Source organism: Streptomyces lavendulae subsp. lavendulae, assembly GCF_002803845.1.
GTDB lineage: Bacteria > Actinomycetota > Actinomycetes > Streptomycetales > Streptomycetaceae > Streptomyces > Streptomyces lavendulae.
Genome location: NZ_CP024985.1, coordinates 1022250 through 1039048, shown reverse-complemented (window position 1 = coordinate 1039048; position 16799 = coordinate 1022250). Strand labels below are relative to the sequence as shown.

The following is a 16799-nucleotide window of genomic DNA, read 5'->3' as shown; positions in this document are numbered from 1 at the left end:
ATGGACACGAGTGAGGCCGGCAGACGGCTGGTCGACCGCCGCTTCGAACTGATCGGCCCCCTGGGGGCCGGAGGCATGGGGACGGTGTGGCGCGCCCGCGACATCGCCCTGCACCGCGAGGTCGCCCTCAAGGAGGTGCGCCCGCCGGACCCGGCCACCGCCGCCGCCCAGCCCGGCCTCGCCGTCCAGCTCCGCGAGCGGGCCGTCCGCGAAGCCCGCGCGCTCGCCCGCCTCGCGCACCCGAACGTGGTGACGATCCACCACATCGTGGAGCCCGAGGCCGGGATGGAGGACCACCCGTGGATCGTGATGGAGCTCGTCAAGGGCGGCTCACTGTACGACCGGCTGGCCGCCGGACCGATGCCGCTCGGGGAGGTGCTGCGGCTCGGTCTCGACGTGCTCTCCGCGCTGCGGGCCGCGCACGCCGAGGGCGTCCTGCACCGGGACGTGAAGCCAGCCAACGTCCTGCTGCGGCCCGACGGCGGCGCGGTGCTGACCGACTTCGGCATCGCCGCCCTGCACGGCGCGACCGCGCTCACCTCCACCGGGGTGCTGATCGGCTCGCCCGAGTACATCGCGCCCGAGCGGGCACGCGGCGAGGAGGGGCTGGCCGCCTCCGACCTCTGGTCGCTCGGGATGCTGCTCTACGTGGCCGCCGAGGGGACGCATCCGCTGCGCCGGTCCACCAGCCTGGCCACCGTGGTCGCCGTACTGGAGGACCCGATCCCGGCGCCGGTGCGCTCCGGCCCGCTGGGCCCCGTACTGCAGCGCCTCCTCGTCCGGGACCCGGCGGCGCGGCCCGACGGGGCGGCGCTGGAAGCACTGCTCAGGGACGCGAGCACCGCTCTCGCGGCGGGGACCCCGGGCTCCCACCCGGCCGCGCCCCACCCCTACGGGCCGCCCGCCCCCGCGACCCCGGCCGTCCCGCCCGGGGCCTACGCGCCCTACGCGCCCCACGCCCCGGGCCCGGCACCCGCCTCCACCGTCCCCGTGGCGCGCGAGGACGGCCGCCGCCGCCCCCGCGCCCTTCCCGCCGTCCTGCTGGCGGCCGTCCTGGCCGCCGGGATCTACGGCGCGGTGCAGTGGCTCCCCGACGGGGACACCGGCACCGGCGCGGGTGCCAAGCCCGGCGGCGGCGCGAGCCTCCCGGCGACCGCCGGTCCGGCGGGCTCCACCCCCTCCGGATCAGGGCCCGCCGCCCCTCCGCTGGGCCCTCGCACGAGCGCCCCGGCGAGCCAGGCCGCCACCGCCCCCAAGGGCACCCTGCTCACCCCGGACCGCATCCGCACCGCCCTGGCCGCGCTGAAGCAGCAGACCGGCACGACCACCTTCGCCAAGATGACCGTCTACGACGAGTACGTCATCGCCTCGGTCCCCACCGCCGCCGGCGCCGAGACCCTCGACTACTGGGAGTACCGCGGCGGGTCCGTCCGGCACACCGGCCCCGCCGGCACCGTCAAGGACGGCGACCCCCTGATCGACATGGCCGCCGTCGGCTGGGACGCGCTGCCCGCCCTCCTGGAGACCTCCACGCGCGAAATCGGCCTCCAGAAGCCGTCGTCCCGGTACGTCATCGTCGACCCCTGGATGATGGACCAGGTCCCCTGCATGCGGACTTACCTCAGCGACGAGTACGGCCGCGGCGGCTACGTACTCGCCGGAACCGACGGCCAGGTCAAGAAGGTCGTCAAGTTCTGACACCGTGGACCCGTACGCGCGTACGGGTCCGACCCGTCCGACACCACCGCACCGCTGCGAGGAGCACGGCCACCATGCCCAGCTGGCGCACCACCCTCACCCGGGCGGGGATCACCACCCCCCGCCTGCGGGACGACTACACGCACGCCGCCCGCCGGGTCCTGCGCCGGGAACCGGCACCCTACGCCACCCTGCGGCTGCTCGCCGCCCCGCCCCTGGTCCCCTGGCTCACCGCCGGACTGGCCTTCATGAACCGGGTCGACGACGTGGCCGAGACCGGCACCCCGGCCGAACGGGCTGCCGCCACCACCGCGTTGGCCGGACGGGTCGAGGCGGCCCTCGCCTCCGGCGACAGCCCCGACCCCCTGCTGCGCGCCTACGCCCACGCCGTGCGCACCCGGGGCCTGCCGGGGTCCTGGGTGACCCGCTTCCTCGACGGAGCGGCCACCGCCGAGGCGGCCTTCGACGGATTCGCCGCCGAGGAGGACTTCCAGGCCTACCTCGACGCCTACGCCTGGCCCGGGGTCCTCGTCTTCACCGGCCTCCAGTACGAGGGCGGCCCCGACCCCGAACAGGCCGCCGGCTGGCGGCGGTTCGTCGATGCCGCCCAGCGCGTCGACTTCCTCGCCGACCTGTCGGGAGACCTGGCCGAAGGCCGCCTCTGCATCCCGCGCGCCCGCCTCGACGAGCACGGCGTGACCCGCGCCGACCTGGAGCAGGCCCGCGAGACCCCGGCGGTACGCGCCCTCCTCGACGCCGAGGCCCGCCGGGCCCGCAGCGCCCTGGCCGCCACCGACGGCATCCTGGACCTCGCCGAACCGGGGCTGCGCCCGGTGATCGCCGCCATGACGGAGCTGATGGACCATCAACTGACCGCGGTGGAAAGGGTGGGCACCGCCATCCTGCGCCGCGACACCGGATACGGCCTCGTCGCCCCGCTGCGCACCCTCCTGCGGGCTCGCGCCGGCCGGTGACCCCGGCGGACCCGTGACATTCGTACCGCCCGGATCCGTACGCGCGCATCTGCCGGGCCGGGGGCGCCGTTCGTAGCGTGGGGGACATGACGAAGCCCCCGAGCGCGGCGCACCCCGCCCGCACCGCACCCCGGCAGCTCCCGGACCCCGACGGGGACGCGCCCGCGATCCGGTTCCGGCACGCCGCCAAGTCCTTCGGCGCCGTCCGCGCCGTCGCCGGGCTCGACCTGGACGTGCGGCGCGGCGAGACCGTGGCCCTCCTCGGCCGCAACGGCGCCGGCAAGTCCACCACCATCGCCCTGCTCCTCGGCCTCGACGAGCCCGACGCGGGCAGCGTCCGGCTCTTCGGCCGGACCCCGGCCGAGGCGGTGCGGGCCGGGCGGGTGGGCGCGATGCTCCAGGAGGGGCGCCCCGTCGCGCGCATCACCGTACGGGAACTCGTCGCCTTCGCCGCCCGCACCTACCCGGCGCCCCTGCCCGTCGCCGAGGCGCTCGACCTCGCCGGCCTGACCGACCTCGCCGGGCGCCGCGTGGACCGGCTCTCGGGGGGCCAGGCCCAGCGCGTCCGCTTCGCCGTCGCCCTCGCCGGGAACCCGGAGCTGATCGTGCTCGACGAGCCGACCGCCGCCCTCGACGTGGAATCCCGGCGCGCCTTCTGGCGCTCCATGCGCGCCTACGCCCGGCGCGGCAACACCGTCCTGTTCTCCACCCACTACCTGGAGGAGGCCGACGCCCACGCCGACCGGATCCTGGTCCTCGACCGGGGCCGGACCGTCGCCGACGGCACCGGGGAGCAGCTGCGCCGCACCGCCGCCCGGGGTTCGATGGTCTGCGTCGACCTGGCGGGCCGCCCGTCGGGCGGCCTCGCCGCCCTGCCCGGGGTGGACGCCGTCGAGGTGCGCGGCGACCGCGCCCGGCTCCGTACGCGGGACCCGGACGCCACCGTGACCGCGCTCGCCGCCCTCGGCGCGGTCCGGGGCATCGAGGTCACCCCGCCCTCGCTCGACGATGTCTTCCTCGCCCTCACCGGCGCCACCGCCCCCACCCCTTCCGCCTCCGCTCCAGGGGAGAACGCCCGATGATCACCGCCTACGTCCGCCTCGAAGTGCGGCGCACCCTGCGCGACGTCTCCTTCGTCGTCTTCGGCATAGGAATGCCGGTCCTGATGTACCTCCTCTTCACCAACCTCGGCGGCGTCGACCCCGAGTGGCGGACCGCCTCGATGGTGGCCATGGCCGCCTACGGGGCCCTCGGCGCGGCCCTGTCCACCGGGACCGGGGTCGCCGAGGACAAGGGAAGCGGCTGGCTGCGGCAGCTGCGCGTCACCCCGATGACCCCGCGCCAGGTGGTGACCGGCCGGGCGCTGACCGGCTCGGTGATCGTCCTGCCCGCCATCGCCGCGGTGCTCGCCGCGGGCGCGTGCGTCAACGGGGTCCGGATGGACGCCTGGCAGTGGGCCGCCGTCGCCCTCGTCCTGTGGCTCGGCGCGCTGCCCTTCACCCTGCTCGGGATCGGCAACGGCTACCGGCTCACCGCCCAGAGCACCGGCATGGTCAACGTCGGCTGGAGCCTGGCGCTCTCGATCCTCGGCGGCCTCTGGTTCCCGGTCGAGGCGTTCCCGGGCTGGCTGCGCTCCCTCTCCGGGCTGACCCCCACCCGCCGCTTCGCGGAACTCGGCCAGTCCCTCGCCGCCGGCGCCGCTCCGGGCGCGGCCGCCGCCGCGGTGGTCGGGGTGTGGGCCCTGCTGTTCGCCTCGTACGCGGTGCTCTCGTACCGTCGGTCCGCGAGGACGGTGTGATCGATGGAGCGGGGAACGGACATGCGGAGCGGGCAGGGGACCGGACGGGAGCGGGAGCCCGACTGGCAGGTGCGCCGGATCGCGCGGCGGGCGGCGCAGCGGGCCCGCCGGGCCCGCGGCTGCGCACCCGGCGGCGGGCCCGACCCGGTGGCGGGCCCGCCCAACGCGCTCACCCTGCTGCCCTGGCTGCTGCTCGGCATGGGGGCGCTCTCCAACATCGTCCAGGGCAAGACCCCCAACCCCTGGGTCGGCGTCGTGGGCCTGCTGGCCTTCAACTCCCTCTACGTCACCCTGGTGTTCCGGGCCTTCCACAAGGAGGCCCGCGAGGCGCCCGCCACCCGCTGGTGCCTGGTCGCGCTGGGGGCGGTCACCTGCGCCCTCGCGCTGGCCTACGGCGGCAACTGGCTGCTGTTCTTCCCGCTGCTGGGCCTCGCCACCGGCGCGGTCGTCCGGGGCCGCCGGCTCGGTCCGGTGATGTTCGCCGTGACCACCGTGGCGGCAGTGGTCGCGGGACGGTCGGGGGGCATGGACACCCTGGGCATCGCCTACGGCACCTTGTTGTCGGGCATGGTCACCGCCGCCATCCTGGCCCTGTCGGAAACGGTCAAGAAGCTCCGCGACACCCGGCAGGAACTGGCCAGGGCCGCCGTGGACCAGGAGCGGCTGCGCTTCTCCCGCGACCTGCACGACCTGCTCGGCCACACCCTCTCGGTGATCGTCGTGAAGTCCGAGGCCGCCCGCCGGATCGCGCCCCGGGACATGGACGCGGCCCTGGAGCAGGTCCGTGACATCGAGTCGGTGGGCCGGCAGGCGCTCACCGAGATCCGGGAGGCCGTCACCGGCTACCGCGAGGCGAGCCTGGCCGCCGAGCTCGACCGGGCCCGGGGCGCGCTGACCGCCGCCGGAATCGAGCCCGTCGTACGCCAGTCCGGGCCCCCGCTGCCGCCGCAGACCGCGGCCCTGCTCGGCTGGGTGGTCCGGGAGGCCGCCACCAACGCCATCCGCCACAGCGGAGCGGCCACCTGCGAGATCGAGCTGCGCAGCAGCGCGGAGCGGGCCGTACTGGTGATCACCGACGACGGGAACGGCGTAGGCTCGAACCCGCCGGGCAGTGGACTGACCGGCCTCGGTGAACGGCTCGCCCTGGCGGGGGGCACCCTCGGCAGCGGACCGGCCCCGGACCGCGGCTTCCGGGTCACCGCCGAACTGCCGGTGGAGCCGACCGGTGAGGAAGAGGACGGGGAGCGCGGATGATCAGGGTCCTGCTGGCCGAGGACCAGGGCATGATGCGGGGCGCGCTGGCGCTGCTGCTCGGTCTGGAAGAGGACATCGAGGTGGTGGCCCAGGTCGGCGCCGGGGACGAGATCCTGGCGGCCGCGCTCGACGCCCGGCCCGATGTCGCCCTCCTGGACATCGAACTGCCCGGCCGCAGCGGCCTGGACGCCGCCGCCGAGCTGCGCAGCCGGCTGCCCGGCTGCCGGGTGCTGATCCTGACCACCTTCGGCCGGCCGGGATACCTGCGCCGCGCGATGGAGGCGGGGGCCGCCGGGTTCCTGGTGAAGGACGGCCCGGTGGAGGAACTGGCCGTCGCCGTGCGCCGGGTGCTCGCCGGGGAGAAGGTGATCGACCCGTCCCTGGCGGCCGCCGCCCTGAGCGCCGGCCCCAACCCGCTGACCCCGCGCGAGATCGACGTCCTGGTCGCCGCCGCGGACGGGGCCACCGTCGCCGACATCGCGGGCCGGGTGCACCTGTCCGAATCGACGGTGCGGAACTACCTCTCCGCGGCCATCGGCAAGACGGGCACCCGCAACCGCATGGAGGCCGTACGGGCGGCCCGCCGCCAGGGGTGGCTCTGACGGCGCGGCGCGCGCGGGCTCAGGTCAGTAGGCGCCGTTGACGTTGTCGATCGAACCGTAGCGGGCGGCCGCGTAGTTGCAGGCGGCCGTGATGTTGGCGACGGGGTCGTAGGAATCCATCGCCGTGCCGGGGACGTGGTAGGCCCGGAAGGTCGGGTCGATGACCTGGAGGAGGCCCTTCGAGGGAATGCCGGCCGCGGCGTTGGAGTCCCAGTTGTTGATGGCCAGGGGATTGCCGGAGGACTCCCGCATCACATTGCGGTGGATTCCGTTGTAGCTGCCGGGAATTCCGTGCCGGGCCATGATGTCCAGGGACTCCCGGATCCAGCCGTCGAGGTTGTTCGCGTACGTGGCGGCGGGCTTGACCGCGGCCGCCGTGACCGCGGTGGCCTTGGCGGCGGAGGCCTTGGCCGCGGCGCCGAGGCGCAGTGTGAGGCCGGGGCGGATGACCGAGGGGTCGGCGCCGATGGCGCTGCGGTTGTCGGCGTAGAGCGTCTGCCAGCCGCCGCTCACGGAATGGTCGGCCGCGATCTTCGACAGGGTGTCGCCGCCGACCACGGAATACGTCAGGGGGAGCGCCGCGTTCTCGGCGGCGGGCTGCACCGCGGGCTGCACCGCGGGCTGCACCGCGGGCTGCACCGCGGGCTGTACGGCGGGCCGCGCGAGGGTGCTCGTCGCGGGTGCCACGGCCGGCTGGGTGACCGCCGCACCGGCGGTGGTGGCGCCGATCAGCGGGAGGGCGAGTGCCGCGCCTCCCGTGCCGGCGAAGGCCAGCCTGCGGGCGATCCGGTGCTGCTTCGGCCGACGGTGCTTACCCTTTGCGGACATGGCGCTGTTCCTCACGTGGGGGTACGGGAGAGCCCTGGCGCCGACCGGATTCGGTGTGCGGCCGCCGGGAGTGAGGGTGACCGTAGGCGAGCGCGCGGGACCGGAACAAGGCGTGAATTCACCGGGGAGATCGACTTCCCGTCGGCGGCCCGGTGAATGACCTTGAATGGAGATCCCGGAAAGGAGCGATTTCCTTTCTGGGAAAAGGAAATCGGCGTGGCGCGGAAATTGATGTTGAACGGACACGCGTGACTGACATCACGGTTTGGCGGGGCGTGGTGGCGCTTCGCTCAATACGGGCAATTAGCCGACCGATGCTGCCGATTCGGGCGAGGGGTGCGATGGTGGTGAATCGCCCATCGTGGACTTTTTCCGACACCTGGGAGCCCCGGAGGGCGGCGGTCCGGCAGCTGCCGGACCGCCGCCCTCCGGTGGGGCAGGTCGCCCTCCGCCTACTGAATTTCGGCCAACTCCTTCAGGGTGGCCGCGACCGCCGCCGGTGATGCCGGCAGCAGCGGAAGCCGTACGTCCGGGGTCGGGATCCGGCCCTGCGCGTGCAGCACCCCCTTGACCACCGTCGGATTGGGCTCCGCGAACGCCGCCGCCGAGAGCCGGGCCAGCGCGTGGCCCAGGCTCCGGGCCCGCGGCACGTCACCGGCCCGCCACGCCGCCGCGAGCTCCACGAACCGCTCCGTCGCCAGATGCGCCGAGGCCAGGATCCCGCCGGCCGCCCCGAGCGCCAGCATCGGTGACAGGTACGCGTCGTCCCCGGCCAGGACGGCGAACCCGTCCGGGAGGTCGCCCAGCAGCGCCACCGTCTCCTGGTCGACGCCGCCTCCCGCGTACTTCAGCCCGGCCACCCCCGGCAGGGCCCCGAGGGCCCGCAGCGCCGCCGCGTCCAGCGGCTGCCCCGTCCGGTAGGGGATGTGGTAGACGACCAGCGGTACGGGGCTCACCTCGGCCAGCCGCGTGAAGTGCGCCAGCACCCCGGCCGCCGCGGGCCGCACGAACGAGGGCACCGTCACCAGCGCCGCCCCCACCTGCGGCCACCGCACCAGCCGGGCCAGCGAGGCCTCGGCCGCCCGGGTGCCGCTCGCCCCGGCCCCCACCGTGAGCAGCCCGCCCCGCTCCCGGCAGACCCGGGCGCAGACCTCGGTGACCAGATCGCGCTCGGCCTCCTCCAGCGTGGCCGTCTCCCCGGTGGTGCCGAGGGCGACGATCCCGGCCGCACCCGCGTCGAGCGCCTCGTGCGCGAGGGCCTCCAGGGCCTCCGCGGCGATGTTCCCCGCCCGGTCGAAGGGGGTGATCAGCGGGACGTGGATCCCGTCGAGTGCCGTCGTGTCCGTCGTCGTGCCGTGTGTGTCCAGTCGCATGGGACGAGCTTCGCCCGGACCGAGCATCGAATCCAGTTCGCATTACTTAGCCGAACCGTAAGCTGGGCCGATGCTCGACGTACGCCGCCTCCGGCTCCTGCGGGAGCTCGCCCGCCGCGGCACCATCGCCGCCGTGGCCCAGGCACTGTCCTTCAGCCCCTCCGCCGTCTCCCAGCAGCTCTCCGCCCTGGAGCGGGAGGCCGGCCTGCCGCTGCTGGAACGCACCGGCCGCACGGTCCGGCTCACCCCGGCCGCCCAGAACCTGGTCCGGCACGCCGATGCCGTCCTGGAGCGGCTGGAGCGGGCCGACGCCGACCTGGCCGAGGCCCGCAGCGGTCTGGCCGGCGCCCTGCGGATCGGGGCGTTCCCGACCGCTACGCGGGCCATCGTCCCGGCCGCCCTGGTGCACCTGGCCCGCCGCCACCCGGGACTGGAGCCGATGGTGTCCGAGACCGATCCGGCGGCGGTCGCGCACGCGCTGCGGGCGGGGGACCTGGACGTGGCGCTGGTGCACGAGTACGACCTGGTCCCCGAGCCGCCCGAGCCCGGGCTGGCCACGCGGCAGCTGTACGGGGAGGCGATGTACCTGGCCGGCCCGGCGCCCGCCACAGCAGCCGACCCGGGGTCCTTCCCCGGCGCCGCGGACCCCGGCGCCCCGCCGGCCGGCAGCCCCGGGCAGGACGCGGTGCTGCGCGCGCACCGGGACGATCCCTGGATCACCGCCACCCCCGGTACCCTCTGCCACGCCATGACCGTCCGGGCCTGCCGCGCCGCCGGGTTCACCCCCCGGGTGCGCCACCAGGTGGACGAGTTCGCCACCGTCCTCGCGCTGGTCGCCGTCGGCCAGGGGGTCGCCGTGGTGCCGCAGCTCGGTGTCACCGGGCCGACCGGGCCCGGGGTGAGCCTGGTCCGCCTGCACATGGAGCGCCGGACCAAGATCGCTTTCCGCAGCGGAGCCGGGGCCCACCCCGCCGTGGCCGCCTTCACGGCCGCCCTGCGGGCCGCCGTCCCACCGGATCTGGCCGCAGCGCGCGCGGAATCGTGACGCAACTCCCGTACCGGGCGGCGCCCGTGTACGTTCGATGATCCAGACCGATCCGAACAGAACGGGGTATGACGTGACGCATCGCGTACGAGGTGTCATCGCGCGGAGCAAGGGCGCACCGGTGGAGACGACCACGATCCTCGTGCCCGACCCGGGGCCGGGCGAGGCCCTGGTGAAGATCCAGGCCTGCGGGGTCTGTCACACCGACCTGCACTACCGGGAGGGCGGGATCAACGACGAGTTCCCCTTCCTCCTCGGTCACGAGGCGGCCGGCGTCGTGGAGTCCGTCGGCCCGGACGTCACCTCGGTCGCCCCCGGGGACTTCGTGGTCCTCAACTGGCGCGCGGTGTGCGGCACCTGCCGGGCCTGCCGGCGCGGCCGCCCCTGGTACTGCTTCGCCACGCACAACGCCACCCAGCCCATGACCCTGGAGGACGGCACCCCGCTCTCCCCGGCGCTGGGCATCGGGGCCTTCGCCGAGAAGACCCTGGTCGCCGCCGGGCAGTGCACCAAGGTGGACCCGGCCGCCTCCCCGGCCGCCGCCGGCCTCCTCGGCTGCGGGGTGATGGCGGGCCTCGGCGCCGCCATCAATACCGGCAACGTCGGGCGCGGCGACTCGGTGGCCGTCATCGGCTGCGGGGGAGTGGGCAACGCGGCGGTCGCGGGGGCACGGCTGGCGGGCGCCTCGAAGATCATCGCCGTGGACCTGGACGACCGGAAGCTGGAGTGGGCGCGCGGCCTCGGCGCCACCCACACCGTCAACGGGCGTACGGAGGAAGTGGTCAAGGCCATCCAGGGGCTGACCGACGGCAACGGCGCGGACGTCGTCATCGAGGCGGTGGGCCGCCCCGAGACCTACCGGCAGGCCTTCTACGCCCGCGACCTGGCGGGCACGGTGGTGCTGGTCGGCGTACCGACGCCGGAGATGAAGCTCGAACTCCCGCTGCTGGACGTCTTCGGGCGCGGCGGCGCGCTGAAGTCCTCCTGGTACGGGGACTGCCTGCCCGAGCGGGACTTCCCGCTCCTGATCGACCTCTACCTCCAGGGCCGGCTCGACCTCGACGCCTTCGTCTCGGAGACCATCCCGCTCGACGGGGTCGAGGACGCCTTCGCCCGCATGGAACGCGGCGAGGTGCTCCGCTCGGTGGTGCAGTTCTGACCTGAGCTCCCGCAGGTGAGCGGCCCGCGGGCGGACCCGCGGGCCGCTCACCCGCCGTGCTGCACCCCGTCAGGCGCCGAGCAGTGCGAGGAGCGCGCGGACGGCTTCCACCACGGGTGCTCCGACCGCCCCGACGGTGGCGGCGATGCCGGCCACCGCCAGCAGCGCCCGGTGCCGCTCCTCGGGTGCCACGGCCGGATCGGCGGTGATGGCCGGGAGGGCCGAGTCGATGTACCGCGCGGACTCGGCGGGCACCTGTGCGCGCAGTTCCGCCAGCAGCGCGAGGAGCTCGCGCACGGCCTGCTCCGGGGAGCGGGCCGGGGGCGCCGCGTGGTGGTGGACGATGCCCTTGTTGTCCCGGCCGCCGTACATGTTCACGGTGTCGCCGCTCATCCGTGGGTCACCCCCGAGTTGCCCCGGCCGCCGTACATGTTGACGGTGTCGCCGAAGTAGTAGTGGCTGGGATTGCTGATGGTCAGGCGCTGCACCTGCACCCGGAGTTCCGTGTCCGGGTTCTCGATCGCGTACGCGATCTGGTGCACGAGCTGGTTCAGCCGGCCGGTGGGGCCGGTGACGAGCGCGGTCGACTGCCCGTTGGACTCGACGGCCAGGACGAAGTGGGCGGCCGCGGTCAGCACGGCCATCATGTCCGCGAAGTAGTAGAGGAGGGCGACTCCGGTGACGATCCAGACGAACCGGATGCTGCCGTCGAAGTTCGTGTCGGCGGCGCGGGCGAGGAAGCCGGCGATGGTCCCGAACACGGTGAAGGCGAGCGCCGCGAGCAGGGTGAGCGCCGACCGCTGTGCGAAGGCGACGACGGATTCCTTGCGCCGCGGCTTGAGGAGGAAGGTGTAGACGCGGGCGACGTTCTGCAGCGGGTACGCCGCTCCGCCCACCCACAGCAGCCTCCTGGTGACGCTGAGGTCCAGCGAGGTGGGCAGCCCGGCGTAGGAGGCCGGCGGCTGCCCCGGCGGGTTCTGCGGGACCGGCGGGGTGTCGGGGCGCAGCCACGGCCGCCGTGGCGGTGGTGGCTGCTCCGGTCGCGGTGGTCCGTTCGTTTCCATGCATCCCCCTGAGATGGAACCGGGTCGGAGCGGAGCCCCATTAACAACCGGTCATGCTCCTGTCACAAGGCGATTTCCGGCCCCGTGGTCAGCCCGGGCGGATCCACCACCCGCCCGGGACGGCCTAGGGTGCGGAGTATGACCGAACGAGCCGATCAGCAGGCCCCCTTGCAGCCGATGCCCACCGACTGGCAGCGAGCCCTCGCGGTCGTCGCCCACCCCGACGACCTGGAGTACGGCTGCGCCGCGGCCATCGCCGACTGGACGGACGGCGGCCGCGAGGTCGTCTACGTCCTGGCCACGCGCGGGGAGGCGGGCATCGACACCGTCACCCCGGACGAGTGCGCCCCGCTGCGCGAGGCCGAGCAGCGTGCGAGCGCGGCCGTCGTCGGGGTGTCCACGGTGGAGTTCCTCGGCCACCGCGACGGGGTCGTCGAGTACGGCCTCGGCCTGCGCCGGGACATCGCGGCGGCCATCCGGCGGCACCGGCCCGAACTGGTGATCACCCTCAACCACCGGGACACCTGGGGCGGCCCCGACGGCGGCGGCTACTGGAACACCCCCGACCACCGGGCCGTCGGCCGGGCCGCCCTGGACGCCGCCGCCGACGCGGGGAACCGCTGGATCTTCCCGGAGCTGATCTCCGAGCAGGGGCTGGAACCCTGGAACGGCGTGCGGTGGGTCGCGGTGGCCGGCACCGCGACGCCGACCCACGCGGCCGACGCGACCCCCGGACTGGAGCGCTCCGTCAGGTCCTTGATGGAGCACAAGGCGTACATCGAGGTGCTGACCGACCAGGACCCGGAGGAGTACGTGCGGAGCTTCCTGACCGGCAACGCCGAACGGAACGCGGCCCGCTTCGGCGGCCGTCCCGCGGTGGCGTTCGAGGTCTTCCCCCGCTGACGCACCCGCCCTAAACTGACGGTCCATCAGATAGGGTGGGGCGGGGGTGCGGGCCGCGGTGATCGACACTGTCTCCACGGAGACCGGCGAGGGTGCGGAGCGGCGGGTCCGGCTGGACGTCGAGGACGGCATCGCCCTCCTCACCCTGTGCCGCCCGGACAAGCTCAACGGCTGGAGCTGGGAGTCCACCCGCCAGCTGGGCCTGCTCGCCGACCGGATCCGCTTCGACCCCTCCGTGCGCGCGGTCCTGCTGCGCGCGGAGGGCCGGGCCTTCTGCGCCGGCATCGACGTCACCGCACCCGGTGGGGCGATCACCGGGGACTCGCCCGCCGAGCGGACCCACAACTACTACGAGGGCATCCGCTGGGTCCACGAGCGCTTCGCGGTTCTCGCCCGCCTCCCGCAGCCGGTCATCGCCGCCGTGCAGGGGTACTGCCTCGGCTTCGGCTTCGAACTGGCCCTGATGGCGGACATCCGGATCGCCGCGGACGACGCCGTCTTCGCCCTGCCCGAGGCCGGGCTCGGCGTGGCGGTGGACGCCGGGGGCGACCTGCGGATCGCGCGGGAGGCGGGCGCGGGCTGGGCGAAGTTCCTCGCCCTGACCGGCCGACGGATCGACGCCGCGACGGCCGAACGCCTGCACCTGGTCCAGCTGGTGGTCCCGCCCGGCCTGCTGGAGGAGGCCTCCCGCGAGCTGGCCGCCGAGATCGCGGCCAACGCCCCGCTCGCCGTCCAGGGCATCAAGCGCGGGATCGACGCCTACGCCGATGCCGCCCTGCCCGCCGCCCTCGACCGGGTCGCCATGACCGCCGCGCTCACCCTCACCTCCGAGGACTCCCGCGAGGGGTACCGGGCCAAGGCCGCCCGCAGACCCCCGCACTTCAGGGGAGCGTGAGCACCGGCCGGACCGAGAAGGTCTCCCAGGCGTACTCCCCGTCCGGGCCGTAGACGAATTCCGCCATGTCCGCGTTGCGGTGGGCCGTGGCCAGCGGGAGCCAGCCGAGGAGGTTCCCATAGCCCCCGCAGACCGCCGTGCCGCCGTCCCCGCCGTGGACGGCCCCGCGGTCCTCGCTCAGCTCCGCCGAGTAACTGTCGTGGGCGATGCGCAGCCCGAAGGCGTTCGGCTCGTTCCGGATCCCGCCCGCCCCGTACGGGGCCTCGTCGAGCGGGCACTCGTCGCCCCAGCGGAAGAGGGTGCGGGCGCCCGCCCCGCAGGCGTGCTCCCACTCGTCGGCGCCGGGCAGCCGCAGCCCGCGGGCCGCCAGCGGGGCCACGAGCCCGTCCTCGGGCTCCGGCGCGGGCTCGGCCTCCACCGCCATCCAGACGGTGGGCAGCTCCACGGTCCGCAGCGGGCTCAGCTCCGCGACGAGGTGCCCCTTCAGGTCGTGCGCACCGAAGCCGTAGCCCTCGGCGAGGCTCTCCGCGAAGTCGGCCTCCTGGGCGGGCGTCGCCGTCCAGGCGTCGGGGTCGAAGCCGAGCCGCACCCGGCCGCCCGGTACGAGCGCGAACTCCATGCCCTCGCGCACGATCCGTACGCGGTGCAGGGGCGCACCGAGGTGTTCGACGGTCTCGACCGTCAGGACGCGGGCGTCCACCCGCGCGGCGGCCTCCCCGGCGAACCGCCGGGCGGCGTCGAGGTCGAGCGAACGCCATCGTTCGAAGGTCAGGTCGGCGTGCATCATGACCGCATCCTGACACCCCCCACTGACAGCGGCCGACGGGCCCGGTCACGGGCTGAACGGCGGGCGCCCCAGCTGCTCGCGCACCGGGACCACCCCGGGCTGCACCAGGGAGCGCCGCTGCCAGTTGGCCCCGTCGACGACCAGCGTGTGGCCGGTGACGAAGCGGGCGTAGGGCGAGGCCAGGAAGGTGGCGGCCCAGCCCAGTTCGCGGGGCGCGCCCACGCGCAGCGCCGGCTGCCGGTCGTCCCGGTCGCCCGGCGCGGCGCGCTCCAGGCCGCCCCGGATGTCCGCGCTCATGTCGGGGTGCGGGACCAGCCCCGGCACGAGGCCGTTGATCTGGATCCCGTACGGGCCCCACTCCACCGCCAGCGTCTCCACCAGGTTCTTCACCCCGGCCTTCGAGGCGGCGCTGTGCGCGAACCCCGGGCCGCCCGTCCAGGCGTAGGAGGCGCCGATGTTCACGATGGAGCCCGGGGTGCCGGCCGCGAGGTGGCGGCGGGCGAACTCCCGGGTGGTGAACCAGGTTCCGGTCAGGGTGGTGTCCACCACCGCCCGCCAGGCGTTGGGGGACAGGTCCTCCGCCGGGCAGGGGAAGTTGGCGGCCGCGTTGTTGACCAGGACGTCCGGCGGCCCGAGCGCCGCCTCGGCCGCGTCGAAGACCTCCGCGACCCGTTCGGGGTCGCGGATGTCGCAGACGGCGGCCGCCACCCGGCCCGCGCCGGGGACGGCCGCCAGTTCCGCGCGCGCCGCTCCGAGCGGCTCCGCGCGGCGGCCGGCGATCACCAGGCCCGCGCCGAGCCGCGCGAACTCGGCGGCGATGGCCTTGCCCAGACCGGTGCCGCCGCCGGTCACGAGGACCACCTGCCCCGCGAAGGTCCCGGGGGGCAGGGCGGCGGCGCCGAGCGGCGGGGGCGCGGGCAGGCCGCGCCGAGCGTTGTCCGTCATGGGGCATCGATAGCGCGCGGGCGCTCAGATCACCATGCCCGTGACGGGCCGGGCCTACGGCTTCGGCAGGTACGCCTGCTTGGTGGCGCAGGTCCAGATCACCGGCTTCAGCTTGCCCTTCGCGTTCACGGCGGCCCCGCCGACCCGGCCGTCGTCGGAGACCGACTCGGCCATGCTCGCCTTGTCCGCGGCGAGCCGCGGCAGCGCCAGCAGCGGACCCGAGCCCGGCCAGAGCTGCGCCTGGTCGGCCTGGGTCGGCTCGTCGGGGTGGAACTTGGCGGTGCCGACGCTGACGTTCGTCGTGGGGCTGATCGCCTCGAAGGTGCCGTACGGGAACGGGTTCAGCAGGCCGGGGGATGTGCCGGGCGCGGTGTACGGGGGCGTCCAGGTCCACGGCTTATACGCGTACCCGGGCCCGTACCAGTCGTAGCCGACGACGCGGCCGCTCTCGTCGAGGCCCTGGACGAAGCTCTCCTGGTACTTGCCGCCGCCGCTGGGGGCGAGGGGGACGGCCGGGCCGCCGTCGGCGGGCCAGAGCACCGGGGTGACGTCCCAGTGCTGATTGTCGCCGTCGTCGGTGTAGTCCACCTTGGCCGTGCCGAGGATGTCGCCCCGGTTGTTGATGCCCGTGACCAGGTCGACGCGGGTGTGCGGGTCGGAGTTCGCCGGCGGCGCGAGCTCGCGGACCTTCCGGCCGTCCTTCCAGACGAGGCCCACGCCCGCCCGGTTGCGCGAGACGACGTACCCGGCGTCGTTCACGTCGGCCTCGCCGTACGGGTCGTCGCTCCCGGGCAGCGGGGCGATCGCCGCGTCGCCCGCCCGGTAGGTGAACACGTAGCCGCCGCCGGTGAAGATCCGGCCGACCATCAGACCGTCCTTGTTCACGGCGAGCAGCTCGCCGTCGAGGCCCGCCGCGGGCAGCGGGACCTTGTGCAGGGTGGTCCCGGTCCAGTAGACGGGCAGGCCGCCGGAGACGCCGACGGACAGGTTGCCCTTGCCGAGGTCGTTGACCCCCTCCGCCTGCCGGTTGCCCGGGTTGTGGAGGGACGACCCGATGGAGCCCAGTACCTGGATCCTGGGCGTGCAGGTGGTGGCGGCCGAGGCGGGGCCCGCGGCGGTGACGATTCCGGCGAGGACGATCGCGGCGGCGGCCGCGGAGGCGCCCCGTCTCATGGGTGTGCGGTTCATCGGATTCCCCCTGTGGTGTGCGGTGGTGGCGCGGCCGTCCGGCCGGAGCGGTGCCGGCGGCGGCCGCGCGTGATCCCCCATTGCGTCATATGCCGTGTGAAACCGGCGGGTTGATGGTATCTCCAGACGCTGGTGTTAACCCGTCGTTCGTGTGTCTGATTTCGGAACCGGCCGCCCCGGCCACCGGTGGCACCTGACGGGGGCAAGGGCCGGTCAAGGGTTCCCAAGGATGCAAGCGACCGCTTAGTATGCCGCCGAGCGTGGTTCCTCGACGGCGGCTGGAGGC

17 protein-coding genes are annotated in these 16799 nt (G+C 74.7%); 10 read left to right on the top strand and 7 right to left on the bottom strand.

Features of this window, described 5'->3' with window-relative positions:
- The 6 genes from SLAV_RS04645 (at position 1) to SLAV_RS04620 (ending at position 6326) form a co-directional block, all read left to right on the top strand.
- Positions 1 to 1698, top strand: a complete 1698-nt coding sequence (locus tag SLAV_RS04645; protein WP_030229735.1) for a serine/threonine-protein kinase — start codon at positions 1 to 3, stop codon at positions 1696 to 1698.
- A gap of 74 nt (positions 1699 to 1772) precedes the next feature.
- Complete coding sequence (locus tag SLAV_RS04640; RefSeq protein WP_030229736.1) at positions 1773 to 2672, top strand: squalene/phytoene synthase family protein; 900 nt, start codon at positions 1773 to 1775, stop codon at positions 2670 to 2672.
- Between the two features lie 86 nt (positions 2673 to 2758).
- Positions 2759 to 3754, top strand: coding sequence for an ABC transporter ATP-binding protein (locus tag SLAV_RS04635; protein WP_100660780.1), 996 nt, complete (start codon positions 2759 to 2761; stop codon positions 3752 to 3754).
- Positions 3751 to 4470 carry an ABC transporter permease gene (locus SLAV_RS04630; RefSeq protein ID WP_030229738.1) on the top strand — a complete coding sequence of 240 codons (720 nt, stop codon included), beginning with the start codon at positions 3751 to 3753 and terminating at the stop codon, positions 4468 to 4470. The genes SLAV_RS04635 and SLAV_RS04630 overlap by 4 nt, the downstream gene beginning before the upstream one ends.
- A gap of 21 nt (positions 4471 to 4491) precedes the next feature.
- The gene (locus SLAV_RS04625; RefSeq protein ID WP_100661246.1) at positions 4492 to 5724 is read left to right on the top strand and encodes a sensor histidine kinase; all 1233 of its coding nucleotides are present in this window, start codon (positions 4492 to 4494) and stop codon (positions 5722 to 5724) included.
- Complete coding sequence (locus SLAV_RS04620) at positions 5721 to 6326, top strand: response regulator transcription factor (RefSeq protein ID WP_030229740.1); 606 nt, start codon at positions 5721 to 5723, stop codon at positions 6324 to 6326. Before SLAV_RS04625 ends, SLAV_RS04620 begins: the two co-directional genes overlap by 4 nt.
- A 24-nt stretch (positions 6327 to 6350) precedes the next feature.
- Here the strand turns inward: SLAV_RS04620 and SLAV_RS04615 are convergent, their stop codons facing one another.
- Both SLAV_RS04615 and SLAV_RS04610 read right to left on the bottom strand, forming a co-directional pair.
- Positions 6351 to 7154, bottom strand: a complete 804-nt coding sequence (locus SLAV_RS04615; RefSeq protein WP_030229741.1) for a transglycosylase SLT domain-containing protein — start codon at positions 7152 to 7154, stop codon at positions 6351 to 6353.
- A gap of 452 nt (positions 7155 to 7606) precedes the next feature.
- Positions 7607 to 8527: a dihydrodipicolinate synthase family protein gene (locus SLAV_RS04610; protein ID WP_051840833.1), complete on the bottom strand. Its 921-nt coding sequence runs from the start codon at positions 8525 to 8527 to the stop codon at positions 7607 to 7609.
- 70 nt (positions 8528 to 8597) lie between these two features.
- On the opposite strand from SLAV_RS04610, the gene SLAV_RS04605 reads away from it, so the two are divergent.
- Together SLAV_RS04605 and SLAV_RS04600 are read left to right on the top strand one after the other, a co-directional pair.
- The gene (locus SLAV_RS04605; protein WP_030229743.1) at positions 8598 to 9572 is read left to right on the top strand and encodes a LysR substrate-binding domain-containing protein; all 975 of its coding nucleotides are present in this window, start codon (positions 8598 to 8600) and stop codon (positions 9570 to 9572) included.
- Between the two features lie 73 nt (positions 9573 to 9645).
- Positions 9646 to 10731, top strand: a complete 1086-nt coding sequence (locus SLAV_RS04600) for an S-(hydroxymethyl)mycothiol dehydrogenase (RefSeq protein ID WP_030229744.1) — start codon at positions 9646 to 9648, stop codon at positions 10729 to 10731.
- Positions 10732 to 10800: 69 nt separating this feature from the next.
- On the opposite strand, the gene SLAV_RS04595 is transcribed toward SLAV_RS04600, so the two are convergent.
- Together SLAV_RS04595 and SLAV_RS04590 are read right to left on the bottom strand one after the other, a co-directional pair.
- Positions 10801 to 11124, bottom strand: coding sequence for a hypothetical protein (locus tag SLAV_RS04595; RefSeq protein ID WP_030229745.1), 324 nt, complete (start codon positions 11122 to 11124; stop codon positions 10801 to 10803).
- Entirely contained in the window at positions 11121 to 11795 is a 675-nt protein-coding gene (locus SLAV_RS04590; RefSeq protein WP_234333568.1) for a DUF6232 family protein, read from the bottom strand. The genes SLAV_RS04595 and SLAV_RS04590 overlap by 4 nt, the downstream gene beginning before the upstream one ends.
- 138 nt (positions 11796 to 11933) lie before the next feature.
- Between SLAV_RS04590 and SLAV_RS04585 the strand changes: the two genes are divergently transcribed.
- Together SLAV_RS04585 and SLAV_RS04580 are read left to right on the top strand one after the other, a co-directional pair.
- A complete protein-coding gene (locus tag SLAV_RS04585; RefSeq protein ID WP_030229747.1) occupies positions 11934 to 12698 on the top strand; it encodes a PIG-L deacetylase family protein in 765 nt (254 codons plus the stop codon).
- A 58-nt stretch (positions 12699 to 12756) separates the two neighbouring features.
- Positions 12757 to 13593, top strand: coding sequence for an enoyl-CoA hydratase/isomerase family protein (locus tag SLAV_RS04580; protein WP_030229748.1), 837 nt, complete (start codon positions 12757 to 12759; stop codon positions 13591 to 13593).
- Here SLAV_RS04580 and SLAV_RS04575 read toward each other — a convergent pair.
- Genes SLAV_RS04575 through SLAV_RS04565 form a run of 3 tightly spaced genes read right to left on the bottom strand, consistent with a single transcriptional unit; the run spans position 13580 to position 16513 of the window.
- Entirely contained in the window at positions 13580 to 14380 is an 801-nt protein-coding gene (locus SLAV_RS04575) for a hypothetical protein (RefSeq protein ID WP_030229749.1), read from the bottom strand. The two genes, SLAV_RS04580 and SLAV_RS04575, sit on opposite strands and share 14 nt — an antisense overlap.
- Positions 14381 to 14425: 45 nt before the next feature.
- Positions 14426 to 15325, bottom strand: a complete 900-nt coding sequence (locus SLAV_RS04570) for an SDR family oxidoreductase (RefSeq protein ID WP_030229750.1) — start codon at positions 15323 to 15325, stop codon at positions 14426 to 14428.
- 54 nt (positions 15326 to 15379) lie between these two features.
- Positions 15380 to 16513: a hypothetical protein gene (locus tag SLAV_RS04565; protein WP_158740639.1), complete on the bottom strand. Its 1134-nt coding sequence runs from the start codon at positions 16511 to 16513 to the stop codon at positions 15380 to 15382.
- Between the last annotated feature and the right edge of the window lie 286 nt (positions 16514 to 16799).

What these genes read in the sequence shown, in the direction of transcription:
- SLAV_RS04645 (WP_030229735.1), top strand. Translation starts at nt 1, where the DNA reads ATGGACACGAGTGAGGCCGGCAGACGGCTGGTCGACCGCCGCTTCGAA.
- SLAV_RS04640 (WP_030229736.1), top strand. Translation starts at nt 1,773, where the DNA reads ATGCCCAGCTGGCGCACCACCCTCACCCGGGCGGGGATCACCACCCCC.
- SLAV_RS04635 (WP_100660780.1), top strand. Translation starts at nt 2,759, where the DNA reads ATGACGAAGCCCCCGAGCGCGGCGCACCCCGCCCGCACCGCACCCCGG.
- SLAV_RS04630 (WP_030229738.1), top strand. Translation starts at nt 3,751, where the DNA reads ATGATCACCGCCTACGTCCGCCTCGAAGTGCGGCGCACCCTGCGCGAC.
- SLAV_RS04625 (WP_100661246.1), top strand. Translation starts at nt 4,492, where the DNA reads ATGCGGAGCGGGCAGGGGACCGGACGGGAGCGGGAGCCCGACTGGCAG.
- SLAV_RS04620 (WP_030229740.1), top strand. Translation starts at nt 5,721, where the DNA reads ATGATCAGGGTCCTGCTGGCCGAGGACCAGGGCATGATGCGGGGCGCG.
- SLAV_RS04615 (WP_030229741.1), bottom strand. Translation starts at nt 7,154, where the DNA reads ATGTCCGCAAAGGGTAAGCACCGTCGGCCGAAGCAGCACCGGATCGCC.
- SLAV_RS04610 (WP_051840833.1), bottom strand. Translation starts at nt 8,527, where the DNA reads ATGCGACTGGACACACACGGCACGACGACGGACACGACGGCACTCGAC.
- SLAV_RS04605 (WP_030229743.1), top strand. Translation starts at nt 8,598, where the DNA reads ATGCTCGACGTACGCCGCCTCCGGCTCCTGCGGGAGCTCGCCCGCCGC.
- SLAV_RS04595 (WP_030229745.1), bottom strand. Translation starts at nt 11,124, where the DNA reads ATGAGCGGCGACACCGTGAACATGTACGGCGGCCGGGACAACAAGGGC.
- SLAV_RS04590 (WP_234333568.1), bottom strand. Translation starts at nt 11,795, where the DNA reads ATGGAAACGAACGGACCACCGCGACCGGAGCAGCCACCACCGCCACGG.
- SLAV_RS04585 (WP_030229747.1), top strand. Translation starts at nt 11,934, where the DNA reads ATGACCGAACGAGCCGATCAGCAGGCCCCCTTGCAGCCGATGCCCACC.
- SLAV_RS04575 (WP_030229749.1), bottom strand. Translation starts at nt 14,380, where the DNA reads ATGATGCACGCCGACCTGACCTTCGAACGATGGCGTTCGCTCGACCTC.
- SLAV_RS04570 (WP_030229750.1), bottom strand. Translation starts at nt 15,325, where the DNA reads ATGACGGACAACGCTCGGCGCGGCCTGCCCGCGCCCCCGCCGCTCGGC.
- SLAV_RS04565 (WP_158740639.1), bottom strand. Translation starts at nt 16,513, where the DNA reads ATGAACCGCACACCCATGAGACGGGGCGCCTCCGCGGCCGCCGCCGCG.